We start from the raw sequence: 24,078 nt of genomic DNA on the forward strand, positions 1-24,078 counted from the left end.
ACGACGGTGGGCACGCTCCGCTTTGCCCGCCCTGCTTTATTTTGCCCACCCTACTTCACTTTCGCCGCAAGCTTCTTCATCGCGGCCTTGATCGGCGCCGCCGCATCGTCATAGCCCTCCCAGGCCTTTGAGCGCGCCAGCAATCCGGGCACGGTCCGCAGCGTGTATCGCTTCGGATCAAGCTCGCTTTTCACCTGCGACCACGTGACCGGCATCGACACGGTCGCGCCATCGCGCGCACGCGGCGAGAGCGGCGCCACCGCGGTCGACATGCGATCATTGCGCAAATAGTCGAGGAATATCTTTCCCTTGCGCAGCTTCTTAGACATGTTGAGCAGATAGCGCTCGGGATCGTCATCGGCCATCCATTGGCAGACGCCTTGCGCGAACGCCTTGGCTTCCTTCCAACTCACCTTGTCGCGCGCGCCGTAGAGCAAGGGCACCACGACATGCAGGCCCTTGCCGCCGGTGGTCTTGCAGAAGCTGTCCATCCCGAGAGCGGTCAGCCGTTGCCGCAAATCCTTTGCCGCTTCGACGACATTGGCAAATTCCACGTCCGGCGCCGGATCGAGGTCGAACACCAGCCGGCCCGGCGTGTCGTAAGCATAGGGCGCGCAATTCCAGGGGTGCAACTCCACGCCGCCGATCTGCGCCACGGCCGCGAGCCCCTCGACCCGATCGATCTGCAGATACGGCTTGCGATCGCCGGAGACCCTTGCGAGTTCCAGAAGATTCGACGTCCCCTGCATGGCGTGGCGCTGGAAGAAGCACTCGCCCTTGATGCCATCGGGCGCGCGGATCAGCGAGCAGGGCCGTCCTTTGAGATGGACGATCATCCAGTCGCCGACGGCTTCGAGATAGCGCGCGAGATCCAGCTTGGTGACCGGCTCGCCCTCACGATCCTCGGGCCAGAGCTCCTTGTCTGGCTTGGAGATGACGACGCCCATGACCTCGGCGCTTTGGCCGTTCTGTTTCGGGGCGCTTGCGGGCTTCGCCTTCGCGCGCGACTTGGTCCGCGTGTCGGCCGAGGGCTTGGCAAGTTTAACATCGACGGGCGTTTCGGCCTCGACCTCCGCGGCCGGCTTGTCCTGCCGCAGGCCCTTGAAAGCGGCCTGACGGATGTTGCCGTCGGCGGTGAAGCCGGCGAACTCGATCTCCGCGACAAGCTCCGGCTTGAGCCAGTGCACCTCGCGGGCTTTCTTCGGCGCATTCTTGCCGCCGAATGGGCTTTGCTTCGCTTCCGCCGCCTTCAACAGCGGCATGATACGCTTCACCTTGTCGGCGCCGAAACCGGTACCGACCATGCCGACAAAGGCGAGGTGATCGCCGCGATGCACGCCGGCCATCAGTGAGCGGAATTTGCCGTTGGTGGTCTTGTAGCCGCCAATCACGACCTCATGGCCGGCCCTGCATTTCGCCTTGGTCCAGCTTTCGGTGCGGCCGGAGCGGTAGGGCGCGTCGAGCTTCTTGGACACGACTCCTTCGAGCTCGAGCTTGCAGGCGGATTGCAGCACGGCATCGCCGCCGCTCTCGAAATGCTCGACATAGCGGATTTGGGTCGATTTCCGCTTGCGCGCATCCAACAGCTCCTTGAGACGGGACTTGCGCTCGCCGAGCGGCAGGCTGCGATAGTCGAGGCTCTCGGCGAACAGGAGGTCGAAAGCAAAGAAGATGAGATCTTCGGACTGGCCGTCCGACAGCGCGGCCTGAAGCGCGGAGAAATTCGGCGCGCCGTTGTGGTCGAGCGCCACGATCTCGCCGTCGATCATCATATCCGGTAGCGCGGCCGCTTCCTTGGCAATCGCGGCGAACCTGTCGGTCCAGTCGAGGCCCTTGCGGGTCTTCAGCGCCGCCTTGCCGTCCTCGACCCGAAGCTGCACGCGATAGCCGTCGAACTTGATCTCGTGGCACCAGCCTTCGCCAGCAGGTGGGCGTTCGACCGAAGTGCAGAGCTGCGGCGCCACGAAATCCGGCATCTCCGAAACTTTTTTGGCGTTGGTAGCGGGCGCGGCTTGCTTCGCTTTCTTTGCTGTCTTGGCACCCTTTAGCGCAGCGCGCGGGGCCGGCTTGACCGTGCGGCCTTTCGGCTCCTCGGTGCGATTGGACTGCCACACCGCATCGGCCTTGGCCTTGGCGCCGTTCGCGCGCATGAAAGGCTTCGGCGCGCGGCCCTTGCCCTCGGCGATCTGCTCCATCGCACGTCCGGAGGCGACCGACTTGTCTTCATCGAGAATGGTGTTGTCCTTGGCCTCTCGCGCATATTCGTCCCGGTGCTTGATCAGGAGCCAATTGGTGCGCTTGCCGCCGCTGCGGTCGTTGCGCATGCGCACCAGCACCCAGCTGCCGTGCAGCTTGTCGCCGTGCAGCGTGAACTTCAGGTCGCCCTTCTTGAAGCCGCGGTCCGGATCCTCCGCCTCCCAATAACCGCGGTCCCACAGCATCACCGTGCCGCCGCCATACTGGCCTTCCGGAATGGTGCCCTCGAAATCGCCGTAATCGAGCGGATGGTCCTCGACCTCGACGGCCAGCCGCTTGTCGTGCGGGTCGAGCGAGGGTCCTTTCGTCACGGCCCAGGACTTGAAGACGCCGTCGAACTCCAGACGAAGGTCATAATGGAGCCGCGTCGCATCGTGCTTTTGAATCACGAACCGCCGCTGGGTCGACGGCGCGACTGCCGTGGCCCCGGACGGCTCGGGCGTGATCTCGAAATCCCGCTTCTTGCGATAGGTGGAGAGGTTTCTCAGCACGGTTGATCCTGCATTCTTCCACGCTTGCCCGAGCCTATCATGGCCGGACTTGCCCCCGGAACCAAAACCCCGGAGCCCGGTTGGAGTTCCTGAAAGGCCTTGAAAACGCTGGAGAATGGAATGGCTCCCCGCGCCTATTGGAAAGGGACGCTGAAGCTCTCGCTGGTGAGCTGCCCCGTCGTGCTCTACCCCGCCACCACCGCGGCCGAGAAGACCCGGTTTCACCTGATCAACCGCGAGACCGGGAACCGGTTGAAGCAGCAGATGGTCGATTCCGAGACCGGCGACATCGTCGAGAGCGAGCAGAAGGGGCGCGGCTACGAGCTGCGCAAGGGCAAATATGTCGAGATCGAGCCCGAGGAGCTCGAGGCGGTCCAGATCGAGAGCAACCACACCATCGATATCGAGAGCTTTGTGCCGAGCGAGGAGATCGATCAGCGCTATCTCAACCATCCGTATTACATCGCGCCGGACGGCAAGGCCGCGGTTGACGCCTTTGCCGTGATCCGCGACGCGATGAAGGATCAGGACCGCGTCGCGCTCGCCAAGATCGTGCTCACCAACCGCGAGCATGTCATGGCGATCGAACCGCTCGGCAAGGGCCTGCTCGGCACCACGCTGCGCTATCCCTACGAGCTGCGCGACGAGGACCAGTTCTTCGACGACATCAAGAGCCCGAAGATCACCAGGGACATGGTCGATCTCGCCGGCCACATTCTCCACACCAAGGCCGCGCATTTCGACCCCCGTAAATTCAAGGACGAGTATGAAGATGCACTGAAGGCGCTGGTGAAGCGCAAGGCGAGCGGCAAGAAGATCGAACTTCCCGAGCCCGAGGAGCGGCCGAGCAACGTCGTCAGCCTGATGGATGCGTTGAAGCAGAGTCTGAAGGGACGCGGCGGGAAGTCCGCCAAGTCCCACGCACGCCGGGCGACCGGCCGGCAGCGAACTGCGAAGAAGACGCACCGTTCGACGGCGCGGCACCGCAAGGCGGGTTGATGGACCCTCGTCATTCCGGGCTCGCGCTGACGCGCGCCCCGGAATGACGGCGCGGATCAATCCCCCGCCTTCAGCCGATACCCGATCCCCGTCTCGGTCAGCACATATTGCGGACGCTCCGGATCGGCTTCGATCTTCTGGCGCAGCTGGCGGACATAAACGCGCAGATATTGCGCGTCGGTCAGCTCGTCCCAGAGCTCCTTGAGCAAGAAACGATGGGTCAGCACCTTGCCGGCGTGCTGCACCAGCACGCGCAGAAGATCGTATTCCTTGGGCGACAATTTCACATCGCGCTCGCCGACCTTGACGATCCGGCGCACGAGATCGACGGAGAGATCGCCGCTGCGGAACACCGGGCGCTCGCCCTGGACCTGGAGCTGGTGGCGCAGCGCAGCGCGCAGTCGCGCCAGCAGCTCGTCCATGCCGAACGGCTTTGTCAGATAATCGTCGGCGCCGAGATCGAGCGCCTGCACCTTGCCAGCCTCGTCGCCGCGGCTCGACAGCACCACGATCGGCACGCTTTCGTTGCGCGCGCGTATCGTGCGCAGCAGCTCATGGCCCTGAATGTCGGGCAGGCCGAGATCGAGAATGATCAGCGCCGGCCCTTCAGCGAGCTTTTCCAGCGCCATCTTGCCGTTTGACGCCTCCAGGATGTCATACCCCTGCGTGGTCAGCCCCATCCGGAGCAGTTTTCGGATCGGCGGCTCGTCATCGATGACCAGAACCTTGATCGGAGCAGCGCTCATGCGGCGGTATCCAATGCCTGGGTCGGGGCCGGAATGGGCAGACGGATCGTCAGAACCGCGCCGCTGCGGTCGCCGCGGTTGGCGGCTGAGATCGTGCCCTGCATCGCCTCGACGAATCCCCGCGAGATGGCGAGCCCGAGCCCGGTGCCGGGCCGGACATGGTCCCCCTTCTGCGCGCGATAAAATTTGTCGAACACGATCTCGAGCTCGTCGGGCGGAATGCCGTCGCCCTCGTCGGAGATCTGGAGCAGCACCTGATCTCGCTCGCGCCGGCCCTTGATCGAGATCGTGGTGTCAGGCAACGAGTATTTCGCGGCGTTGTCGAGCAAATTGAACAACACCTGCTCGAACAGTACGGCATCTAACTGCAGCATCGGCATATCAGCCGCCAAGACCAGCTCGACCTTGTGCGCGGTCAGGATCTTGCTGGCACGCCGCAGCGCGCTGCCGACGATCTCGCCGAGATCGTGCAGCGCCGTGTTGGGCACGATGGCGCCGGATTCGAGCTTGGTCATGTCGAGCAGATTGGCGATGAAACGGTTGAGCCGCTCGGATTCGTCGATCACGGTCGCGAGCAAGTCGCGCTTCTCGCTGTCGGACAGCGCGGCGGCGAGATCGCGCATGGTGGAAGCAGCGCCCAGCACGGAGGCCAGCGGCGTCTTGAGATCATGCGAGATCGAGGTCAGCAGCGCCGAGCGCAGCCGCTCGGATTCGACGGTGCGCTTGACGCGGTCCATGTCCTCGACCAGTTGCACGCGCTCGATCGCGAGCGCGCCCTGGTCGACCAGCGCGTCGAGCAGCCGGCGCTGCTCCGGCGTCAGCAGCGGACCGGTGCGGTCATTGTCGATGCCGATCACGCCGATCGGGCCGCGCCCGGTCCGCATCGGCAGGAACAGCCGCTTGGCGCCTGGCAAAGTATCCGCGCCGCGGCCGGCGGAACGATCATTGCTCCAGGCCCAGTTGGCGGCGGCAAGGTCGGCCTGGTCGAGCTGGTCCTCGGGCGGATAGCCGGACTTCACCGTGAGCAGGTCGTCCTCCGGCAGCAGCAGCACCACGCGGACTTTCAGCATCAGCGCGATCTGATAGGCGGTCGCCCACAGCACGTCGTCGAGCGTGGCGGTGCCGGCGAGCTTGCGGCTGAACGCATAGAGTTGTTCGGTCGTCCTGATGCGGCCGATAGCGGAATCGGCCTGCGTCCGCACCCGCGCCGCGACATTGGAGACGATCATCGCAACCACCATGAACAGGACGAAGGCGGCGACATTGGTCGGATCGGTGATCGTGAAGGTGTAGATCGGCGGCAGGAAAAAGAAATTGTAGCACAGCGAGGCCGCGACAGTCGCGAGCAGCGACGGCCACAATCCATAACGGACCGCAACCGCCACCACCGCCGTCAGCAGCACCAGATCCACGTTCTCGATGCCGAATCGTGGCTGGATCAGCTCGGCTGCGCCGAGGCCGAGCAGCACGATGCCGAGCGCCTTGACATAGGGCAGCGGATTGAACGGCTCCGAACGGGCCGCGGTCTGCACCGCAGCCTTGGGCGCGGACTCGCCGGGCAGATCGTCGCCCGGAATGACGTGAACGCTGATATTCCCGGCGCTGCGCACCAGATCGTGCACGACGGAGCCGCGCGTCATCTCGAACCAGCGCGAGCGGCTCGACTTGCCGATCACGATCTGGGTGACGTTGTTGCCTTGCGCGAAATTGACGACATCATCGGCGATGCGGCGGCCGGCGGCAGGAATGGTCAGCGCCTCGCCACCGAGCGATTCGGCAAGCCGCAGCGTATCGGCGAGCCGGTCGCGCTCTGCGTCGGAGAGCTGGAGCGAGCGCCGCGTCTCGATCGAGACAGCGGTGAACGGCGCGTGCAGCCGGTCCGCGAGTCGCTTGGTGTAGCGCACCAGCCCGGCCGCGCGCGGGTCCTCGCTGACGCAGACGAGAATGCGCTCGCCCGCGGCCCAGGGGCCGGCGATGGCGTTCGCCTGCATGTGGGTCAGAAGCTGCTCGTCGACCCGCTCGGCCGTCCGCCGCAGCGCGAGCTCGCGCAAGGCGGTCAGGTTGCCGGGCGAGAAGTAATGCTCGAGCGCCCGCTCCGCCTGCTTGGGCACGTAGACCTTGCCCTCCTTCAGCCGCTGGATCAGATCGTCGGGCGTGAGGTCGATCAGCTCGATCCCGTCGGCGCGGTCGAACACCGAATCCGGCACGGTTTCGCGCACCCGCACATGAGTAATCTGCGCGACGACGTCGTTCAGGCTTTCGATGTGCTGGATGTTGACCGCGGTGTAGACGTCGATGCCGTTGGACAGCAACTCCTCGACATCGAGGTAACGTTTGGGATGGCGGCAGCCGGCGGCGTTGGTGTGGGCGAGCTCGTCGACCAGCGCGATTTTCGGCCGCCGCGCGATCACGGCGTCCAGGTCCATCTCCTCGACGATCTGGCCGCGATAGTCGAGCGTCTTACGCGGGATCACTTCCAGCCCGCGCACCAGCGCCTCGGTCTCGGCGCGGCCATGGGTCTCGACAAAGCCGACCACGACGTCGATGCCGGCCTTGCGCTTGGCGTGGGCGCTTTGCAGCATCTCGTAGGTCTTGCCGACGCCGGGAGCGGCGCCGACGAAGATCTTGAGCTTGCCGCTCGCGCTCTCCTCCCGGCGTGCTGTTTCCAGCAGCGCCTCAGGAGACGGACGTTGTTCGGGATCGCGGCGCTCTCGGACCATCAGGCCAATATAATCATTCGGTCGCCGCGGGCCTAGACCGCTATTTCGCGGTGGCGCGGTCGAGCGCAAGGTTCAGCGCCAATACGTTGACACGCGGTTCGCCAAGCAGGCCGAACAGACGGCCCTGGGTGCCGGCCGCCACGAGTTGGCTGACCTGAGCGTCCGGCATATTCCGCGCCTTGGCCACGCGCGGCACCTGGAATTGCGCCGCCTCCGGCGAAATGTCCGGGTCGAGGCCGCTGGCCGAGGTCGTGACCAGGTCAACCGGGACGGCGGCATTCGGGTTCTCGGCCTTCAGCCTGTCAACATCTTCCTTCAGCCGGTCGGCCAGCGCCTTGCTGGTCGGGCCGAGGTTGGACCCGCCCGAGTTGGCGGCATTGTAAGGCGCTGCCACCGTCTTGGTCGCATCATCCGGGTCCGGCGCCAGCGTCGCCGACGGCCGGCCGTGGAAATATTTGTCGTCCTTGAACTCCTGCCCGATCAGTGCCGAGCCGACGACCTTGCCGTCCTTCTCGATCAAGCTGCCTTGCGCCTGGGCGGGAAACAGCATGCCGGCAATTCCGGTCATGGCGAGCGGATAGGCCAGGCCCGTGATGGCGGTGAGCACCAGCAACAGGACGATGGCGGGGCGAATTTCTCTGAGCATGTTAGGTCTCCAGTTATTTCGTCATCTCGAGCGGAGCATCCCTGCCGTCGTTCGGGGGCGATGCGAAGCATCGAACCCGGAACCTCGAGATTCCGGGTTCGCCTCTTCGAGGCGCCCCGGAATGACAGAGAGATTCGCTCCTCGCAATGACGCGTTAAGCCAAATGCAAAGCGGTCACCGCGAGGTCGATCGCCTTGATACCGATGAAGGGAATGGCGATACCGCCCAGCCCGTAGATCAGCAGGTTGCGGCGGAGCAGCGCGCCGGCGCCGACCGCACGATAGGCGACGCCTTTCAGCGCGAGCGGAATCAGCCCGATGATGATCAGCGCGTTGAAGATGATCGCCGACAGGATGGCGCTTTGCGGGCTCGACAGGTTCATGACATTGAGCACGTTGAGCTGCGGGTAGAAGGCCAGAAACATCGCCGGGATGATCGCGAAGTATTTCGCGACGTCATTGGCGATCGAAAACGTCGTCAGCGCACCGCGCGTCATCAGGAGCTGCTTGCCGATCTCGACCACCTCGATCAGCTTGGTCGGGTTGGAGTCGAGGTCGACCATGTTGCCGGCCTCGCGCGCCGCTTGCGTGCCCGTGTTCATGGCGACGCCGACATCTGCCTGCGCGAGCGCCGGCGCGTCGTTGGTGCCGTCGCCGCACATCGCGACCAGCTTGCCCTTGGCCTGTTCGTCGCGGATCAGCTTGAGCTTGTCCTCGGGCGTTGCCTGCGCCAGGAAGTCGTCGACGCCGGCTTCCGCCGCGATCGCGGCGGCCGTCATCGGGTTGTCGCCGGTAATCATGATGGTGCGGATGCCCATGCGGCGCAGCTCGGCAAAACGCTCGCGGATGCCGCCCTTGACGATGTCCTTGAGCTGGATGACGCCGAGCAGCTTGCCGTCCCTGGCGACCGCAAGCGGGGTGCCGCCGGCCTTGGCGATGTCGTCCGCAATGGTCTGGATTTCGCGACCGATATCCGAGAGCGCCGCGGGCTGGATGGCGCGGGCCGCGTTGCCGGAGGCAACGGCCAGCGGTGCGCCGCCCCCGACATAATTGAGCATCGCATCGACGGCGCCCTTGCGCACCGAAGAGCCGCCGGCATCGACGCCGCTCATGCGGGTCTGCGCCGTGAACGGAATGAAGGTCGCGCCCAACTCGGCCATGTCGCGGCCGCGGATGCCGTACTTCTCCTTGGCCAGAACGACGATGGAGCGGCCTTCCGGCGTCTCGTCGGCGAGCGAAGCGAGTTGTGCCGCGTCGGCAAGCTCCTGCTCGGTGACGCCGCGCACCGGACGGAACGAGGTTGCCTGGCGGTTGCCGAGCGTGATCGTCCCGGTCTTGTCGAGCAGCAGCGTGTCGACGTCGCCGGCGGCCTCGACGGCGCGACCGGACATCGCCAGCACGTTGAAGCGGACCAGCCGGTCCATGCCGGCAATGCCGATAGCCGAGAGCAGCGCGCCGATGGTGGTCGGGATCAGCGTCACGAACAGCGCGACCAGCACGACCACGGAGATCGAGCCGCCGGCATAAGTCGCATAGCTCGGAATCGTGACGGTGGCGAACACGAAGATGATGGTGAGGCCGGCCAGGAGGATGTTGAGCGCGATCTCGTTCGGCGTCTTCTGCCGCTCGGCGCCCTCGACCAGCTTGATCATGCGGTCGATGAAGGTCGAGCCCTGCGCCGCGGTGATGCGGACGCGGATCCAGTCGGACAGCACCTGCGTGCCGCCGGTTACCGCCGAGCGGTCGCCGCCGGATTCGCGGATTACAGGCGCGGATTCGCCGGTGATGGCGGCTTCGTTGACGGAAGCCACGCCTTCGATCACTTCGCCGTCCGAGGGAATGGTGTCGCCGGCCTCGACCATGACGACGTCGCCGACCTTGAGGCTCGTGCCCGGTACCAGTGTGAAAGCCTGACCGGTACCGGTCAGAAGCTTGGCCTGGCTTTCGGTGCGGGTCTTGCGCAATGAATCGGCCTGGGCCTTGCCGCGGCCTTCGGCGACCGCTTCGGCGAAATTGGCGAACAGCACCGTGAACCAGAGCCAGAGGATGATTTGGAAGGTGAAGCCAAGATTCGCCCCGCCGGTGACGAGGTCGCGCAGGAAGATCACGGTGGTGAGCGCGGCCACGATCTCGACCACGAACATCACGGGGTTCTTGATCATCAGCCGCGGGTCGAGCTTGGCGAAGGACGCGCGGATCGCCGGCACGACGATCCTGGGGTCGAGCATCGCCGAGCCGGAGGCGCGTTTTTGCAGTTTCATGGTGTCCATGGAGGTCACTCCAATCAATCAGAAGATTTGGCCGGCGTTCATCGCGAGGTGCTCGACGATCGGGCCGAGCGCGAGAGCCGGGAAGAACGTGAGTCCGCCGATGATCAGGATCACGCCGACGACGAGGCCGACGAACAGTCCACCGGTCGTCGGGAACGTGCCCGCCGACGGCGGGATGGATTTCTTGGCGGCGAGCGAGCCGGCGATTGCCATCGCCGGGATGATCATGAAGAAGCGGCCGACGAACATCGCGCTGGCGAGCGTCAAATTGTAGAAGAAGGTGTTGCCGGTCAGCCCTGCGAAGGCCGAACCGTTGTTGCCCGTCGCCGAGGTGTAGGCGTAGAGCACCTCGGTGAAGCCGTGCGGCCCGGCATTGGCCATCGAGGCGACCGCGGCCGGATAGACCACGCCGACCGCCGTCCAGCCCAGGATCATCAGCGGCAGCACGAGAATAGCCAGCATCGCCATCTTGACCTCGCGCGCCTCGATCTTCTTGCCGACATATTCCGGCGTACGGCCGACCATCAGCCCTGCGACGAAGATCGCGAGAATGACGAACAGCAGCATGCCGTACATGCCGGCACCGACACCGCCGACGACGATCTCGCCGAGCTCGATGTTGATCAGCGGAATCATGCCGCCGAGCGCGGTGAAGCTGTCATGCATGGCATTGACCGCGCCGCACGAGGCGGCCGTGGTGATTACCGCGAACAGCGAGGACGCGACGATGCCGAAGCGGACCTCCTTGCCTTCCATGTTGCCGCCGGTCAGGCCGAGCGCATGCATCATCGAGGTCCCGTTGGCTTCCGCCCAATAGGTGACGGCGACACCGGCGACGAACAGCGCGCCCATGACCGAAAGGATCGCCCAGCCCTGGCGTTGGTCGCCGACCATGCGGCCGAACACATTGGTCAGCGCCGCGCCGAGCGCGAAGATCGAGATCATCTGCACGAAGTTCGACAGCGCGGTCGGGTTCTCGAACGGGTGCGCGGCGTTGGCATTGAAGAAGCCGCCGCCATTGGTGCCGAGCATCTTGATCGCAACTTGCGAGGCGACGGGGCCGACCGCGATGGTCTGCTTGGCGCCTTCGAGCGTCGTGGCCTCGACATAGTCGCCGAGCGTTTGCGGCATGCCCTGCGAGACCAGGAACAGCGTGTAGACGACGCAGATCGGCAGCAGCACGTAGAGCGTACAACGGGTGACGTCGACCCAGAAGTTGCCGACCGTGCGCATCGAGGCGCGCGAGAAGCCGCGGATCAGGGCTACAGCAAGCGCGATGCCGGTTGCCGCCGACAGGAAGTTCTGATGCGTCAGGCCCACCATCTGCACGAGATACGAGATCGTGCTCTCGCCGCCGTAGTTCTGCCAGTTGGTGTTGGTGATGAAGGAGATCGCGGTATTGAACGAGAGATCCTCAGCGACCGCGCCCTGGCCCGCCGGATTGAAGGGCAGCACGGCCTGGAGCCGCATCGCGCCGTAGATGATCAGGAAGCCCCCGACATGGAACAGCAGCATCGCAACCGTGTAGGTCACCCAGTGCTGCTCGCGCTTCTCGTCGACGCTGGAGATCCAGTAGATGCCGGCCTCGATCGGACGCAGCACCGGCGACAGCAACGTCCGCTCGCCGTTGAAGACACGCGTCATGTACCAGCCCAGCGGCTTGGTCAGCGCGACAACGATCGCGCAGAAAAGAATGATCTGGAGCCAACCGATCACTGTCATGGCATGAACCCTTGAGGCTTGGTGTCCGGCGCAATAGCGGCATCAGCACCGCACGCAGACGGCGTCGCGGCACCCGCCAGCCGCAATTGGAGAAGCAGCACCGTCAGAATCGCTCGGGCCGCAGCAGCGCGTAGGTGAGGTAGAATAGAAGGCCGAACGAGACGGCACCGGCGAGCGCATAATCGAAGATCATGGTCCGCTCCCTCACAGCCGTTCGCAGGCGTAGGTGTAGCCGATCGCGAGCGCGAAGAAGCCGAAGCCCAGCGCCAGCATCACAATGTCCATCATGGGGATACTCCTCGTTGCGCCTCTCATGCCTGGCGCAACCGTCTCTCGGGCGTCCGGCGGGCCTATGCGGAAACGGAAACGTGCTTCCACAGCAGCAGCCGAACTATTGACCGTGCTGAAGTGCCATCACCCACATAGGTTTTCGAGACGAGGGCTATGGCGAAGTTATAGGAATGTCATAAGGACCGAGCCCGGAGGCGCGGTCAGACGACGCGCGCGAGGCAATTCGCCCGACGTCCCGGACTAGCGCAGCGAAGCGAAGCGCAGATCCGGGACCCGTAACCACAGGATCGGGTTTGGCGAAGGCTCACGGTTGAGAGCTTCGCGCAGCGACTTCTCCCTGGGGGTATGGGTCCCGGCCTTCGCCGGGACGAAAGTGAGGTGTCGGCAGCACATTGCGTCCCTCGCCGCCCCATCCCCAATACTTATGAAATCCCTATATCTTCCGCCCCTTCCCCGTCTCGTTTTCAAATGCCCTTCCCGCCATCCTGGAGAGGCCGGCCGACTGACCGACGCCCAATCCGGGAAGCCTGACATGATAGCCGCTCTCCGCCTCTGCGATCCCCCCTCGCTCAATGATCGCTTGCGCAACGCGCAGGCGATGACGCGGCCGTTGATGCTCGAGATCATCGACAAGGCCTGTCGGCGCCTCCCCTCGCTCACACAGAGCGAACGCACGGCGCGCCTCGCGCGCCTGATCGATGCCGAGGCTTGGGCCGATGCCGCGCTGGCGCTGATGGAGCTCGAACTGCCGCTGTGGCAGGTCCGCCGTCTCGCCTATGACGAGGGCGAATGGTACTGCGCGCTGTCGCGCGAACGCGAATTGCCGGATTGGCTCGACGCCGCCGTCGAGGCCCGGCACGCCGATCTTGCGCTCGCATTGCTGTCGGCTTTCATCGAAGTGCAGGCATTGGCCGTGGACATGCCGCGGCCGAGCGTTCCCTCCGTACGCCCGGCGCTGGACCCGCTCTACGAGCCGGTCGCCTGCGACAATTTCGGCTAGATCAGGCGGGCACTTATGACGCTCCTATATGACAGAACCGCCGCTCGTCTCGCATTCCTATGCCGCAGCGCTCATCATACGGGACAGACTAACGGCGGCCGAAACGGCCGCTGGAGAGACGAAGGACACTCCCAAAATGTCGATGCTTACACATGGTTTTGAACGGCCCTTTAACTGGGCGGAACGGCCGGCGTGGATCTCGAACGCGCGTCAGGCCCAACTCAAGCGCATCGCGCTGCGCGTGCTGGCCGTGCTCTCGATGGGAAGCGTACTCGCCGGGCTCATCGCGCTGAAAACCGCGATCTACGTCTGGCATCTCCCCGCCTGAGGGCACCCGTGACCGTCATGACCTGCAGATGTGTGAGGACGCCGCCATGGCCGCGATTGCTGTTCAAGCTGTCCGTCGCCGGCCTGAGGTCCCGCAGGCGCAGGCCGCAATGCTCGAGCCGCTCGATCCCGATGTCGTCAGCGCCTCCATTCCCGCGTTCTTCATTGGCCGCGACAAGGCCGGCCTCTGGGTCGCGCGCGAGGCGAACGGACGCATCGATCGCGCTGATCGGCTTGCTGCTCCTCGGCATGCGTATCACCGCAGAGCCCGCCTCGGACACCTAAAATGCAACTCCTGAAGGAAAATCTCGAGCACGCGGTCACCACGACCATCCTGACCATGACGTTGAGCCTGGTCTGGGGCTCGATCCTGACGATCGTCATCACCCTCGTGGCGCGCGGGCTCGGGGTCTAGCAAGGGCGGTCGACCGCGAATTGAGCATCGCCTGCCCGCAGGGCGAGCAACAGGGCGCGAACCGCAGGCCTCGCCAAGGCCGCATATCCCGCGGAAAAACCTCGGCCGATCTGGCGCAGTTTCGCGGAACCGTGTAGAGCGGTTTCATGAGCAGCAACAACGTCAACGTCGTCGCCCACCCCCTGGTCCAGCACAAGCTTTCGCTGATGCGGGAGAAGGATCGCTCGACCAAAAGCTTTCGCGAGATGCTGAACGAGGTCGGGATGCTGCTGGGCTACGAGGTGACGCGCGATCTGCCGCTGGAGCTGGTCGACATCGAGACGCCAATCTCGCCGATGCAGGCGCCGAAGATCGCCGGCAAGAAGCTGACGCTGGCGCCGATCCTGCGCGCCGGCGTGGGCTTTCTCGATGGCATGCTGGCACTGATGCCGTCGGCGCGCATCGCCCATATCGGGCTGTACCGCGACCCCGAAACATTGCAGGCCGTGGAATATTACTTCAAGGCGCCGCAGGATTTGTCCGACCGCACCGTGATCCTGATGGATCCGATGCTGGCAACCGGCAATTCGGCCTGCGCCGGCGCCTCCCTTCTCAAGGACCGCGGCGCCCGCGACATCCGCTTCGTTTGCCTTCTCGCCGCCCCCGAAGGCATCGCGAAGTTCCAGAGCGAGCATGCCGACGTGCCGATCTGGACCGCTGCAATCGACGAGCGGCTCAACGATCACGGCTACATCGTGCCGGGTCTCGGCGATGCCGGCGACCGGATGTTCGGCACCAAGTAGACAGGTTCGCGCGATCGGGTTACTCCGGTTGCCATGCGCGCCGACGATTTTTCACTGCAATCGCTGATCGGGCTGGAGGCCGCCGCCGACCCCGTTGTCGTGTTCGACGGCAAGCCCATCTCGCGCGCGGAATTTTCCCTGAAGATCGAGCAGACCGCGGCCTGGCTTGCTGCACTCGGCATCGGCAAGGGCGACGTTGTCGCGGTCTGGCTGATCAACCGGGCCGAATGGATCGCCCTGCTGTTTGCCGCCGCTCGTCTCGGTGCAGTCATCGCCGCCGTCAACACGCGCTATCGCAGCGCCGAAGTCGTTCATCTCCTGAAGCTGTCCGGTGCAAAGCTGCTGGTGCTGGAGCCAGCCTTTCGCACGATCGATTTCGCCGCCATTCTCGCCGACATCGCCACGACCGACGTGCCTGCGCTGCAACAGCTCGCGGTGATCGGCGCGGTTGCGATTCCCGCGCGCTGGCCTTGCGTGCGCTTCGACGCATTTGAGAAATCCTCTCCCGTTGTCCTGCCAGCTCAGGAGGACGTCGACCTCCCGGTGCTGCTCTACACGACGTCAGGCACCACCAAGGGACCAAAACTCGTCGCGCATTCGCAGAGGATGCTGACCACGCATGCCGCGTCGGTGGCCAAGGCGCTCAAGCTTGATCCACGAAAACATTCGCTGCTCGCCATGCTGCCGTTCTGCGGCACTTTCGGCATGACCGGCCTGCTCGCATGCCTGGCCGCCGGCATCACCGTCCACGTGCTCGACGCCTTCGAGGCGGCTTCGGCGCTGGCTATCCTGAGCAAGCACAAGATCACGCACAGCTTCGGCTCCGACGAGATGTTCCGCCGCACCCTTGCCCTCACCGATGCGCCACGCCCGTTTCCGCATCTCGAACTGTTCGGCTTCGCTGCGTTTCAGCCAGGCTGGCGCGAGCTTGCCGCTGCGGCTGAGGCGCGCGGCGTGCCACTGTACGGCCTCTACGGCTCGAGCGAGGTGCAGGCGCTGTTCTCGATCGGCCGCGCAAGCGACGGCTTTGCCGATCGCATCGAGGGCGGCGGCTGGCCGATGTCACCGCGGGCCAGGGTGCGCGTGCGCGACACCGAAACCGGCGCGCTTGCAGCCGACGGCGTCTCCGGCGAAATCGAGATCAGCGCGCCGTCGTGCTTCCTGGGCTATTTCAACAACCCGGAGGCAACGCGCGACGCGATCACGACGGATGGCTTCTTCCGCACCGGCGATATCGGCCGTCTCCGTGGCGACGGCTCCTTCGTCTATGAGACCCGCGCGGGCGACGCCATGCGGCTCGGCGGTTTTCTGGTTGCGCCGGGCGAGATCGAGGATGAGCTCAAATCCTGCACCGGCGTTGCCGATGCCCAGGTCGTCGCGGTCGATCTGAAGGGACGGGCCCGCTGCGTCGCTTTCGTGATCCCGGCCCAGGAGCCACAACAAGCACCGCCGCAGCAGGACGCGCTCACCGCGCAATTGCGCGAACGGCTCGCGGGCTACAAGATCCCGGCGCGGATCTATGTTGTCGACGCTTTCCCCGTTACCGACAGCGCCAATGGCGTCAAAATCCAGCGCGCCCGGCTCCGCGCCATGGCGCTGGAATGGATCGCCGCCGAATAAGCACAGCCAACTCCGGATAGCTCGCGAGGCTCGTCGCGACCAAACGGTCGCGCGTTAGCCTAATACGACTTGGCGAGGCCCAGCACCTTCTCTGCGATGAAGCTGAGCGCGAGTTGCGGGCTGACCGGTGCGATGCGCGGGATCAAGACTTCGCGCAAATAGCGCTCGACGTGAAACTCCTTGGCGTAACCGAAACCGCCATGGGTCATGACGGCCTGCTCGCAGGCATGGTATCCGGCTTCGCCCGCGAGATATTTCGCGGCGTTCGCGCCGGCGCCACAGGGCAAGCCGTTGTCATATTGCCAGGCGGCCTGCATCACCATCAGCCAGGCGGCCTCGAGCTCGACCCAGTTCACCGCGAGCGGATGCTGGATGCCCTGATTCTTGCCGATCGGGCGATTGAACACCACGCGGGTCTTGGCGTATTCGGTCGCACGCGACAGCGCGAGCTTGCCGAGGCCGACCGCTTCCGCCGCGATCAGGATGCGCTCGGGGTTCATGCCTTCGAGGATGTACTGGAAACCCTTGCCCTCTTCGCCGATGCGATCCTTCATCGGGATCTCGAAATCCTCGAAGAACAGCTCGTTGGAATCGACGGCCTTGCGACCCATCTTCTCGATCTCGTGGACCTTGATCTTGTTGCGGTCGAAATCCGTATAGAACAGGCTTAAGCCGTGCGTCGGCGAGCGCACCTCCTCCAGCGGCGTGGTGCGCGCCAGCAGCAGGATCTTGTGCGCGACCTGAGCGGTGGAGATCCAGACCTTCTGGCCGTTGACAATGTAACGGTCATTCTTGGCGACCGCACGGGTCTTGAGCTGCGTGGTGTTGAGGCCGGTGTTGGGTTCGGTGACGGCGAAGCAGGCCTTCTCGCGGCCCTCGACCATCGGCGGCAGCATGCGCTTGCGCTGCTCCTCAGTGCCGAACACGACGACGGGGTTGAGCCCGAACACGTTGATGTGCACCGCGGACGCACCCGACATGCCCGCGCCGGATTCCGCGATCGTGCGCATCATGATCGCCGCTTCGGTGATGCCGAGGCCCGAGCCGCCATAGGCTTCCGGCACGCAGATGCCGAGCCAGCCCGCATCGGCCAGCGCCTTGTGGAAATCATGCGGGAAGCCGCCGTCGTGATCCCTCTTCAGCCAATAGGCATCGTCAAAGCCCTCGCAGATCTTGGCGATGGCGTCGCGAATGGCTTCCTGCTGATCGGTGAGCGCGAAATCCATGCTTTTGATCTCCTTGATCGGAGCCGCGACGGCCGAAGGCGGCGGCATATATGCCTTGGGCAGCTTTGTGCACGCCGCCCGGCTGATAATCGATATTCCGTATGCCAGCAACGCAGAACTGGCGGGACGCGGGGCAGGCCTGTCGGTGAGACCAGCGCATCGCAGGGCCGTATCTCCCGGCGCCGGCCCGCCCTAGCATGGAACTTGCATAAATTCTGGGCGACATGGACGCCGCATGAACCTCATCAGTCTCGATATCCGCATGCTGCGGTCGCTGATCTCCGTGGTCGAGACCGGCAGCATCACCGAGACCGCGCGACGGCTGGGCCGCACCCAGCCGGCGATCACGTTGCAATTGCAGCGGCTGGAGGAGCTCACCGGCAAGCTGTTGTTCGAGCATGTCGGCCGACGGCTGATGCTGACCGACGACGGCACCACGGTTCTCACCTACGCCAAATCCATCCTGCGGTTGCATGACGAGCTGATTTCGCAGCTGGCCTCGCAGGAGATCGAGGGTCAGGTCGTGCTCGGCACGCCGGACCTCTATGCGGCCTTCATGCTGCCCTCGATCCTGAGCGTATTCCGAAAGTCCTTTCCGCGCGTCCAGGTCGAGCTCAACTGCGCGCTGTCGACGCCGCTGGTCGGCCTGGTCAAGCGCGGCGACGTCGACATCGCGCTCGTCACCCGCATGAACGATTTCACCGGCGGCCAGGTGGTGCGGCGGGAGCAGCTGGTCTGGATGACCGGTGAGCAGTCCGCCGCGCACCAGGAACGCCCGATTCCGCTGGCGCTGCTGCCGCCGGGCAACATCTATCGCGACTATGCGATCGATACGCTGGAGCGCGCCAATTTGCGCTGGCGTATCGCCTGCGTCAGCGAAAGCGTTGGCGGGCTGCAGGCCGCCGCATTTGCCGGCATGGCCGTCACGGTGCTCGGGCGCAGCGCGCTGGTGCCGGCGATGCGCGAGATCGGCCCGAACGAGGGCCTGCCACCGCTGCCGAAGATCGAGCTCCTGCTCTACAAGTCGAGCGGCGCCACCTCAAAAGCCGCGACCGCGCTCCATGACTATCTCGCCCACTATCTGCGGCTGGACGAAGAGCTCAGCGGCATGGGCGTGCCGATCGAGCTGTCGTGAGCGGCAACCTTAAGCTCGCGAACATCTTGACAGCGACGAGTGGCGGTTGATCAGGGATATCCAGGGCGGGTTCGATCACCGGGCGACATGAGCTGTCCGGTGGTTGGGGGTCGCAGGGCGTCGAGCCCCGACCGTTGCTGAGATCAGCTCTGCTGCGATCGCGTTAGCGCACCACGCGATTGCGTCCTGCGAATGCATGGCCCGGCTCGAGCGCCGGAGCTACTCGCACCACGACGCTGAGGGGCGCGCCATTGCGCAGCAGCGCAAGCTTCACATCCTCGCCAACCCGGGCCAGGCCGATCGTGTTGCGGAGCTGCGCGGCGGTTCGGATCGGGTGGCCGTCCGCCGCGGTGACGATGTCACCCTTGCGCAGGCCTGCCTTATCCGCCGGCGAATCCGCGGCAATTTCGGCGATGGCGGCGCCTTCGTTGCGTCCGTTGTTCGCTGACGGATGCACCTCCTTCAGCGAAACGCCGATGCGGCCGCGCTCGACCCGGCCGTTGGCGATGATCTGTTCCATCACTTTGCGTGCCATGTTGACGGGAATGGCAAAGCCGATGCCGACATTGCCGCCGGCGGGCGAGATGATCGCCGAATTGATTCCGATCAGTTCGCCGCGCAGGCTGACCAAAGCTCCGCCGGAATTTCCGGGATTGATCGCCGCGTCGGTCTGGATGAAATCTTCATACCCCTGCTTGCCGAGGCCGGTGCGGCCAAGGGCACTGACGAGCCCTGACGTCACGGTCTGGCCGAGACCGAAGGGATTGCCGATCGCGAGCACGAAATCGCCGACTTCGAGGGCGTCGCTGTCGCCGAGCGGGAGCGCCTTGAGGCTCGTCGGGTTCTGGATCTGGAGCACGGCGACGTCGGTGGGCGGATCGCGGCCGACAACCTTCGCGGAAAACTGCCGGCCGTCCTTGGTCGTGATCTGGACGGCGGAGGTACCCTCGACCACGTGGTTGTTGGTCAGCACGTAGCCGCTCCGGGCATCGACGATCACGCCGGAGCCCGTCGCACTGACTTCCTTCTCGATCTGTTTTGGGACGTCGAAGAACTCGCGGAACAGCGGGTCGCGATAGAGCGGATTGTCCTCGCGTACGCGGCCGTGCACGGAGATGTTGACCACCGCCGGCGTCACCTGGCGAACCAGCGGCGCCAGGGTCGGCACCGAGCCGCCCGTCTTCATATCCGGGATCTGGCCTGCGGCAGGATGCGACGCCGTGAGCGTCAGCACCAGCAAGGCAAGTGAAAGCCAACGCACAGCATACGTCTTCATGACCTGTCGCATCGCCTGAGGTTGAAATTCGAGAGCCGCTTCACGCGTGGCCGCGCGGCGTGTCCATCCAGCCTTGCAAGGCCAGGAACGGGACGGCGAAGGCCGCAGAGACTTGCCCGAGCAGCACCAGAGCCAGAACGGTCTGCGTGAGCATCATGCGCCTCGCCGGTCCGCGGCGGCCCAGGGCCGCCGCAGGCGCATCGGGACACCGCCGCCGCGCGGCGGGTCGTCGTCATTGTCGCCGTCGAGCCGGCGCAGCGCCGCGAGAATATCGGCGAGCCAGACGGTATGGCTCATGCCGGGAATGTCGCGCAACGCGGGACAGGACTCGACCGCGTACATATCGGACGCCCAGGACGACAGGATGATCCGCTTCTCCGGCGCAGACAGCTCTTCTGCGTTCAGGACATCGGCGGGCGAGTCGTAATGGGCCGCTGGGTGAAACAGTGGATTGAGGTTGCCGGAATTCGTGTTCACGTTTGTCATCGCATGTGCCTCCCCTAACGCTCCTTTCGAAGGGACGGTTGATGGTTGGATGGCGGCGAGCACCGCCGCCATCCCTGTTCGTGCTAGTGCGTGTTGATCGCGATACGCTTGACGCTTTCCCGCGCCTTGTCGGATTTCGGCAGCGACACGGTCAGGACGCCGTTCTTGAACGACGCCTCGGCCTTGTCTTCCTCGACGTCTTGCAGCGGGATTTGCCGCTCGAAGGCGCCGTAGTAGCGCTCGGTGAAAGACCTGCCTTCACCGTTGCGCTCGGCTTTCTTCTCGCCGCGCAGAGTGAGGACGCCGTTGGCGACTTCGACGTCGACGTCCTTCTCCGTCAGTCCCGGAAGCTCGGCCGTGACGGTCAGCACCTTGTCGGTCTCGCTGAGTTCGACCTTGGGCCAGCCGAAACGGCCCTCCATCATCGGCGACAAATTGCTTCCGGCAAAGCCGCGAAACACGTCGTCGAACAGACGGTTCATCTCGCGATGAAGCGTCAGGAACGGATCGAAGCTGTCGCGGACCGGCGCAAGCTCCTGGCCCCTCGACCAGGGAATGAGATCACGAAAAGCCATGGTTCTCTCTCCTTCACGCATCCGGAGCGCGGCGCGGACATCCGAGCGCCGCGCTCCGCCAATCCCTCGATCGGCCGCTTAGGCCGCTTTCTTCTGCTCGATCTGGGATGCAGGAGAGGTCGCGCCCGCGATCTGGATCCGGCGCGGCTTCATGGCTTCGGGGACCTCACGGACCAGGTCGACGATCAGGAGGCCGTCCTGGAAGGAGGCCTGCTTCACCTGGACATAGTCGGCGAGGTTGAACACGCGCCGGAACGGACGCGCAGCGATGCCGTGGTAGAGATATTCGCGCGCTGCGTCATCGGGCTTGCGACCCTCGATCGTCAGCGCGTTCTGTTCGGCGGTCACGGTAATGTCGTTGACGCCGAAACCGGCCACGGCGAGGCTGATCCGGTAGTGGTCTTCGCCGGAGCGCTCGATGTTGTAGGGCGGGTAATTGTCCTCGGTCGTCTGGCGCAGCGTGCTGTCGACGAGGTCGGCCAGATGATCGAAGCCGATGGTGGAGCGCCACAGCGGCGCGAAGTCGAATGTGGTCCTCATAACCAAGTCCTCCAAAGAGCAAGATGGATACGAAGGAACGCAGGACAGAGGTCTCAGACAGTCTCCGAAGACGCCGGTCCAGCGCCCGTGCCAAGCCCTCTCGGGCGCTCGGCACACCGCTCTCGCGGCGAAGAAAGAATTAGAAGAACGGAAACTGGTTTCAAGAGGGGGTTGGAGAAAATTTTCGGATGCCGGGGCGGGCCGGCAAGCCGGCGGTCGATCAGTTCCGGGCCGGTTTGGGATCACGCCTTCGCGCGCGCCAGATCCGGTTCACGCGAGGCCAGCGGAGGCCAGACTTTCGACCAGGGCTGCGCCGCTTCGAATGCGGCGGCGATGCGGAAGATCGTCGGCTCGTCGAGCCAGGGCGCCACGATCTGCAGGCCGATCGGCAGTCCGTCGCGATCAAAGCCGCAGGGCAGCGTCGCGGCCGGAAGGCCGACGAGATTGATCGGCCAGGTGAACGGCGACCAGCCGAGATGCGGATCGACAATGCTGCCGTCGATCCGGTCGACGCCGATCCGGCCGGCCTCGAACGCGGTCACCGCGACCGTCGGCGTCACCAGCGCATCGACGCGCTCGAATAGTTTCAGGAACGCGTTGCGCGCCCAGCCGCGCCGGTAGCCCGCCTCGACATAGTCCGTGCCGCTATAGCGACGGCCCGCGCTGACGACGTCGCGATAGTCCACTTCCGAACTCGCGAGATCGACCGTCGTCTTGCCGGCGACGGCCGCCGCTTGCTCGGTGAAGGCGATCGGCTTCAGCGTGTGCTCGAGAATGCCGGGATCGAGCCCCGGCCCATCGATGGTGACCTGCGCGCCGCAGGAATCGAGAATGGCGAGCGCCTTGCTGAACGCCGCGCGCACGTCGGCGCTGATCGGGGCGTAGCCGAGATCGGCGCTCGCGCCGATGCGAAGGTCATTCAATGGGCCCGCCTTCGTATCGAAGCGGCGCGGCGGCACCGGCAGGCTCGCCGGATCGCGCAGATCGTAAGCAGCGATGATCTCCAGCGCCAGCGCGGCATCCGCGACCGTGCGCGTGATCGGCCCGGTATGCGCGAGCGAGGCCCAGGACGGCGGCGAGAATCCGGGCGAGCGCGGCACCAGGCCGAAGGTCGGCTTCAACCCGAACACGCCGCAGAACGACGAAGGCACGCGGATCGAACCGACCCCGTCGGTGCCGATCGCGATCGGGCCGCAGCCCGCGGCGACGCCCGCCGCCGCTCCGCCGCTCGACCCGCCGCTGGTGCGAGCGGGATTCCAGGGGTTTCGCGTCGTGCCGGTGACGGGACTATCGGCGGTCAACTTGTAGCCGGACTCGCAGGTCGTGGTCTTGCAGGTGACGATTGCGCCGGAGGCCTTCAGCGCCGACACCACGGCGGCATCGACCTCGGGCACGAACGCATTGTTCATGGGCGAGCCGCCATAGGCCGGCACGCCTGCCACGAACACCAGGTCCTTGATTGTGACGGGCACACCCGCGAGCGGCCCCTTGGCCTCGCCCGCTCGCATCTCCCGGGTGACACGATCGGCCTCCGCCCTCGCCTGCTCGTACATCGGCGTCACCACCGCATTGCAGGCCTCATTCGTCGCCTCGAGCGCGGCGATGGTGTCGTCGATGACATCGCGCGGAGTGAACGCCTTGCGCCGGTAACCGGCGATGATCTCGGTTGCCGAGAGCGCACCAAGGCCAGTCGGCGCCGGCGGGAAGGCCGTTCGGCCGGAACCATTCGTCATCATGAACCCTAAAGAGCTAGCTGAGCGCTGCGTCGACGGCGCGCTTGGCCATCACCGTGACGAGATGGGCACGGTAGTCGGCTTCGGCGTGGATGTCGGAGGTGAGGCCGTCGGTGTCGATCTTGATCGCCGCGATCGCGGAGGGATCGAAGTTTCGCGACAGCACCTCCTCCATCGGCGGCACCCGGAACACGCCAGAGCCCGCGCCGGTGACGGCGACGCGGACCCCGCCGGCGAACTTCGCGACGAATACGCCCACCAGCGCATAGCGCGAGGCCGGCGCCTTGAACTTGGCGTAGCCCGCCTTGAGCGGCACCGGGAAGCGGATCGCCGTGATGATCTCGCCGGTCACAAGCGCTGTCTCGAACAGGCCGAGGAAGAACTTGTCGGCCGCGATCTCGCGCGTGCTGGTGACGATGGTCGCGCCCAGGCCGAGCACCCCGGCCGGATAATCCGCCGCCGGGTCGTTATTCGCGACCGAGCCGCCGATCGTGCCGCGGCTGCGCACCGCCGGATCGCCGATCATCGAGGCCAGCGCGGCAAGCCCGGGGATTTTTGCCTGCACCAGCTTTGACGCGGCCACCACCGCATGCGGCGTCATCGCGCCGATGGTGATGGTGGCACCGTCATCGGTGATACCCTTCAGGCTGCCGAGCTTGGAAAGATCGACCAGTGCCGTTGGACTGGCGAGCCGCTGCTTCAGCGTCGGGATCAGCGTCATGCCGCCGGCGACGAGCTTGCTGTCCTCGATCGCGATCAGCAACTTTGCGGCGTCGGGAATCTGATCCGGCTGGTGATAGGCAAACGGTTTCATTTGTGGACC

At 65.1% G+C, this 24,078-nt stretch carries 22 protein-coding genes; 8 read left to right on the forward strand and 14 right to left on the reverse strand.

Annotated elements, in window-relative coordinates; translation table 11 throughout:
* Positions 1 to 50 precede the first annotated feature (50 nt).
* Positions 51 to 2,747, reverse strand: a complete 2,697-nt coding sequence (ligD, locus tag AC0L2O_RS06715) for a DNA ligase D (protein ID WP_473369141.1) — start codon at positions 2,745 to 2,747, stop codon at positions 51 to 53.
* Between the two features lie 120 nt (positions 2,748 to 2,867).
* On the opposite strand from ligD, the gene ku reads away from it, so the two are divergent.
* The gene (ku, locus tag AC0L2O_RS06720; RefSeq protein WP_473369142.1) at positions 2,868 to 3,746 is read left to right on the forward strand and encodes a non-homologous end joining protein Ku; all 879 of its coding nucleotides are present in this window, start codon (positions 2,868 to 2,870) and stop codon (positions 3,744 to 3,746) included.
* 56 nt (positions 3,747 to 3,802) lie between these two features.
* Here the strand turns inward: ku and AC0L2O_RS06725 are convergent, their stop codons facing one another.
* The 6 genes from AC0L2O_RS06725 to AC0L2O_RS06750 form a co-directional block, all read right to left on the reverse strand.
* Positions 3,803 to 4,492, reverse strand: a complete 690-nt coding sequence (locus AC0L2O_RS06725) for a response regulator (protein ID WP_473369143.1) — start codon at positions 4,490 to 4,492, stop codon at positions 3,803 to 3,805.
* Positions 4,489 to 7,212, reverse strand: a complete 2,724-nt coding sequence (locus AC0L2O_RS06730) for a DUF4118 domain-containing protein (RefSeq protein ID WP_473369144.1) — start codon at positions 7,210 to 7,212, stop codon at positions 4,489 to 4,491. Before AC0L2O_RS06730 ends, AC0L2O_RS06725 begins: the two co-directional genes overlap by 4 nt.
* Positions 7,213 to 7,252: 40 nt before the next feature.
* Positions 7,253 to 7,858, reverse strand: coding sequence for a K(+)-transporting ATPase subunit C (locus AC0L2O_RS06735; RefSeq protein WP_473369145.1), 606 nt, complete (start codon positions 7,856 to 7,858; stop codon positions 7,253 to 7,255).
* Positions 7,859 to 8,012: 154 nt separating this feature from the next.
* Positions 8,013 to 10,127, reverse strand: a complete 2,115-nt coding sequence (gene kdpB, locus AC0L2O_RS06740; RefSeq protein WP_473369146.1) for a potassium-transporting ATPase subunit KdpB — start codon at positions 10,125 to 10,127, stop codon at positions 8,013 to 8,015.
* 18 nt (positions 10,128 to 10,145) lie between these two features.
* The gene (gene kdpA, locus AC0L2O_RS06745; protein WP_473369147.1) at positions 10,146 to 11,849 is read right to left on the reverse strand and encodes a potassium-transporting ATPase subunit KdpA; all 1,704 of its coding nucleotides are present in this window, start codon (positions 11,847 to 11,849) and stop codon (positions 10,146 to 10,148) included.
* A 103-nt stretch (positions 11,850 to 11,952) separates the two neighbouring features.
* The gene (locus AC0L2O_RS06750; RefSeq protein WP_038965694.1) at positions 11,953 to 12,042 is read right to left on the reverse strand and encodes a K(+)-transporting ATPase subunit F; all 90 of its coding nucleotides are present in this window, start codon (positions 12,040 to 12,042) and stop codon (positions 11,953 to 11,955) included.
* A gap of 630 nt (positions 12,043 to 12,672) precedes the next feature.
* Here AC0L2O_RS06750 and AC0L2O_RS06755 point away from each other — a divergent pair.
* The 6 genes from AC0L2O_RS06755 (at position 12,673) to AC0L2O_RS06780 (ending at position 16,284) form a co-directional block, all read left to right on the forward strand.
* The gene (locus AC0L2O_RS06755) at positions 12,673 to 13,140 is read left to right on the forward strand and encodes a hypothetical protein (RefSeq protein ID WP_473369148.1); all 468 of its coding nucleotides are present in this window, start codon (positions 12,673 to 12,675) and stop codon (positions 13,138 to 13,140) included.
* Between the two features lie 136 nt (positions 13,141 to 13,276).
* Entirely contained in the window at positions 13,277 to 13,468 is a 192-nt protein-coding gene (locus AC0L2O_RS06760) for a hypothetical protein (protein ID WP_473369149.1), read from the forward strand.
* A gap of 46 nt (positions 13,469 to 13,514) precedes the next feature.
* A complete protein-coding gene (locus AC0L2O_RS06765; protein ID WP_473369150.1) occupies positions 13,515 to 13,766 on the forward strand; it encodes a hypothetical protein in 252 nt (83 codons plus the stop codon).
* The gene (locus tag AC0L2O_RS06770) at positions 13,754 to 13,882 is read left to right on the forward strand and encodes a hypothetical protein (protein ID WP_369721584.1); all 129 of its coding nucleotides are present in this window, start codon (positions 13,754 to 13,756) and stop codon (positions 13,880 to 13,882) included. Before AC0L2O_RS06765 ends, AC0L2O_RS06770 begins: the two co-directional genes overlap by 13 nt.
* A 146-nt stretch (positions 13,883 to 14,028) precedes the next feature.
* The gene (gene upp / locus AC0L2O_RS06775) at positions 14,029 to 14,664 is read left to right on the forward strand and encodes a uracil phosphoribosyltransferase (RefSeq protein ID WP_473369151.1); all 636 of its coding nucleotides are present in this window, start codon (positions 14,029 to 14,031) and stop codon (positions 14,662 to 14,664) included.
* A 33-nt stretch (positions 14,665 to 14,697) separates the two neighbouring features.
* Complete coding sequence (locus AC0L2O_RS06780; RefSeq protein ID WP_473369152.1) at positions 14,698 to 16,284, forward strand: AMP-binding protein; 1,587 nt, start codon at positions 14,698 to 14,700, stop codon at positions 16,282 to 16,284.
* Between the two features lie 59 nt (positions 16,285 to 16,343).
* Here AC0L2O_RS06780 and AC0L2O_RS06785 read toward each other — a convergent pair whose 3' ends face one another.
* Positions 16,344 to 17,510: an acyl-CoA dehydrogenase family protein gene (locus AC0L2O_RS06785; protein WP_473369153.1), complete on the reverse strand. Its 1,167-nt coding sequence runs from the start codon at positions 17,508 to 17,510 to the stop codon at positions 16,344 to 16,346.
* A gap of 235 nt (positions 17,511 to 17,745) precedes the next feature.
* Here AC0L2O_RS06785 and AC0L2O_RS06790 point away from each other — a divergent pair, with 235 nt between their 5' ends.
* Entirely contained in the window at positions 17,746 to 18,645 is a 900-nt protein-coding gene (locus AC0L2O_RS06790) for a LysR substrate-binding domain-containing protein (RefSeq protein WP_409192203.1), read from the forward strand.
* 163 nt (positions 18,646 to 18,808) lie between these two features.
* Here the strand turns inward: AC0L2O_RS06790 and AC0L2O_RS06795 are convergent, their stop codons facing one another.
* From AC0L2O_RS06795 to AC0L2O_RS06820, 6 genes are all read right to left on the reverse strand, one after another.
* On the reverse strand, positions 18,809 to 19,921 hold the full coding sequence (locus AC0L2O_RS06795) for a trypsin-like peptidase domain-containing protein (protein ID WP_473369154.1): 1,113 nt from the start codon (positions 19,919 to 19,921) through the stop codon (positions 18,809 to 18,811).
* A gap of 153 nt (positions 19,922 to 20,074) precedes the next feature.
* On the reverse strand, positions 20,075 to 20,407 hold the full coding sequence (locus tag AC0L2O_RS06800; protein WP_473369155.1) for a hypothetical protein: 333 nt from the start codon (positions 20,405 to 20,407) through the stop codon (positions 20,075 to 20,077).
* An 83-nt stretch (positions 20,408 to 20,490) separates the two neighbouring features.
* Complete coding sequence (locus AC0L2O_RS06805) at positions 20,491 to 20,982, reverse strand: Hsp20/alpha crystallin family protein (protein WP_473369156.1); 492 nt, start codon at positions 20,980 to 20,982, stop codon at positions 20,491 to 20,493.
* A 78-nt stretch (positions 20,983 to 21,060) separates the two neighbouring features.
* Positions 21,061 to 21,522 carry an Hsp20 family protein gene (locus AC0L2O_RS06810; protein ID WP_369721575.1) on the reverse strand — a complete coding sequence of 154 codons (462 nt, stop codon included), beginning with the start codon at positions 21,520 to 21,522 and terminating at the stop codon, positions 21,061 to 21,063.
* A 242-nt stretch (positions 21,523 to 21,764) separates the two neighbouring features.
* Positions 21,765 to 23,255 (reverse strand): amidase, encoded by a 1,491-nt coding sequence (locus tag AC0L2O_RS06815; protein WP_473369157.1) that lies wholly within the window; start codon positions 23,253 to 23,255, stop codon positions 21,765 to 21,767.
* 16 nt (positions 23,256 to 23,271) lie between these two features.
* Positions 23,272 to 24,069: an FAD binding domain-containing protein gene (locus AC0L2O_RS06820; RefSeq protein WP_473369158.1), complete on the reverse strand. Its 798-nt coding sequence runs from the start codon at positions 24,067 to 24,069 to the stop codon at positions 23,272 to 23,274.
* Positions 24,070 to 24,078 lie beyond the last annotated feature (9 nt).

Source organism: Bradyrhizobium sp. Kon10, from assembly GCF_055807395.1.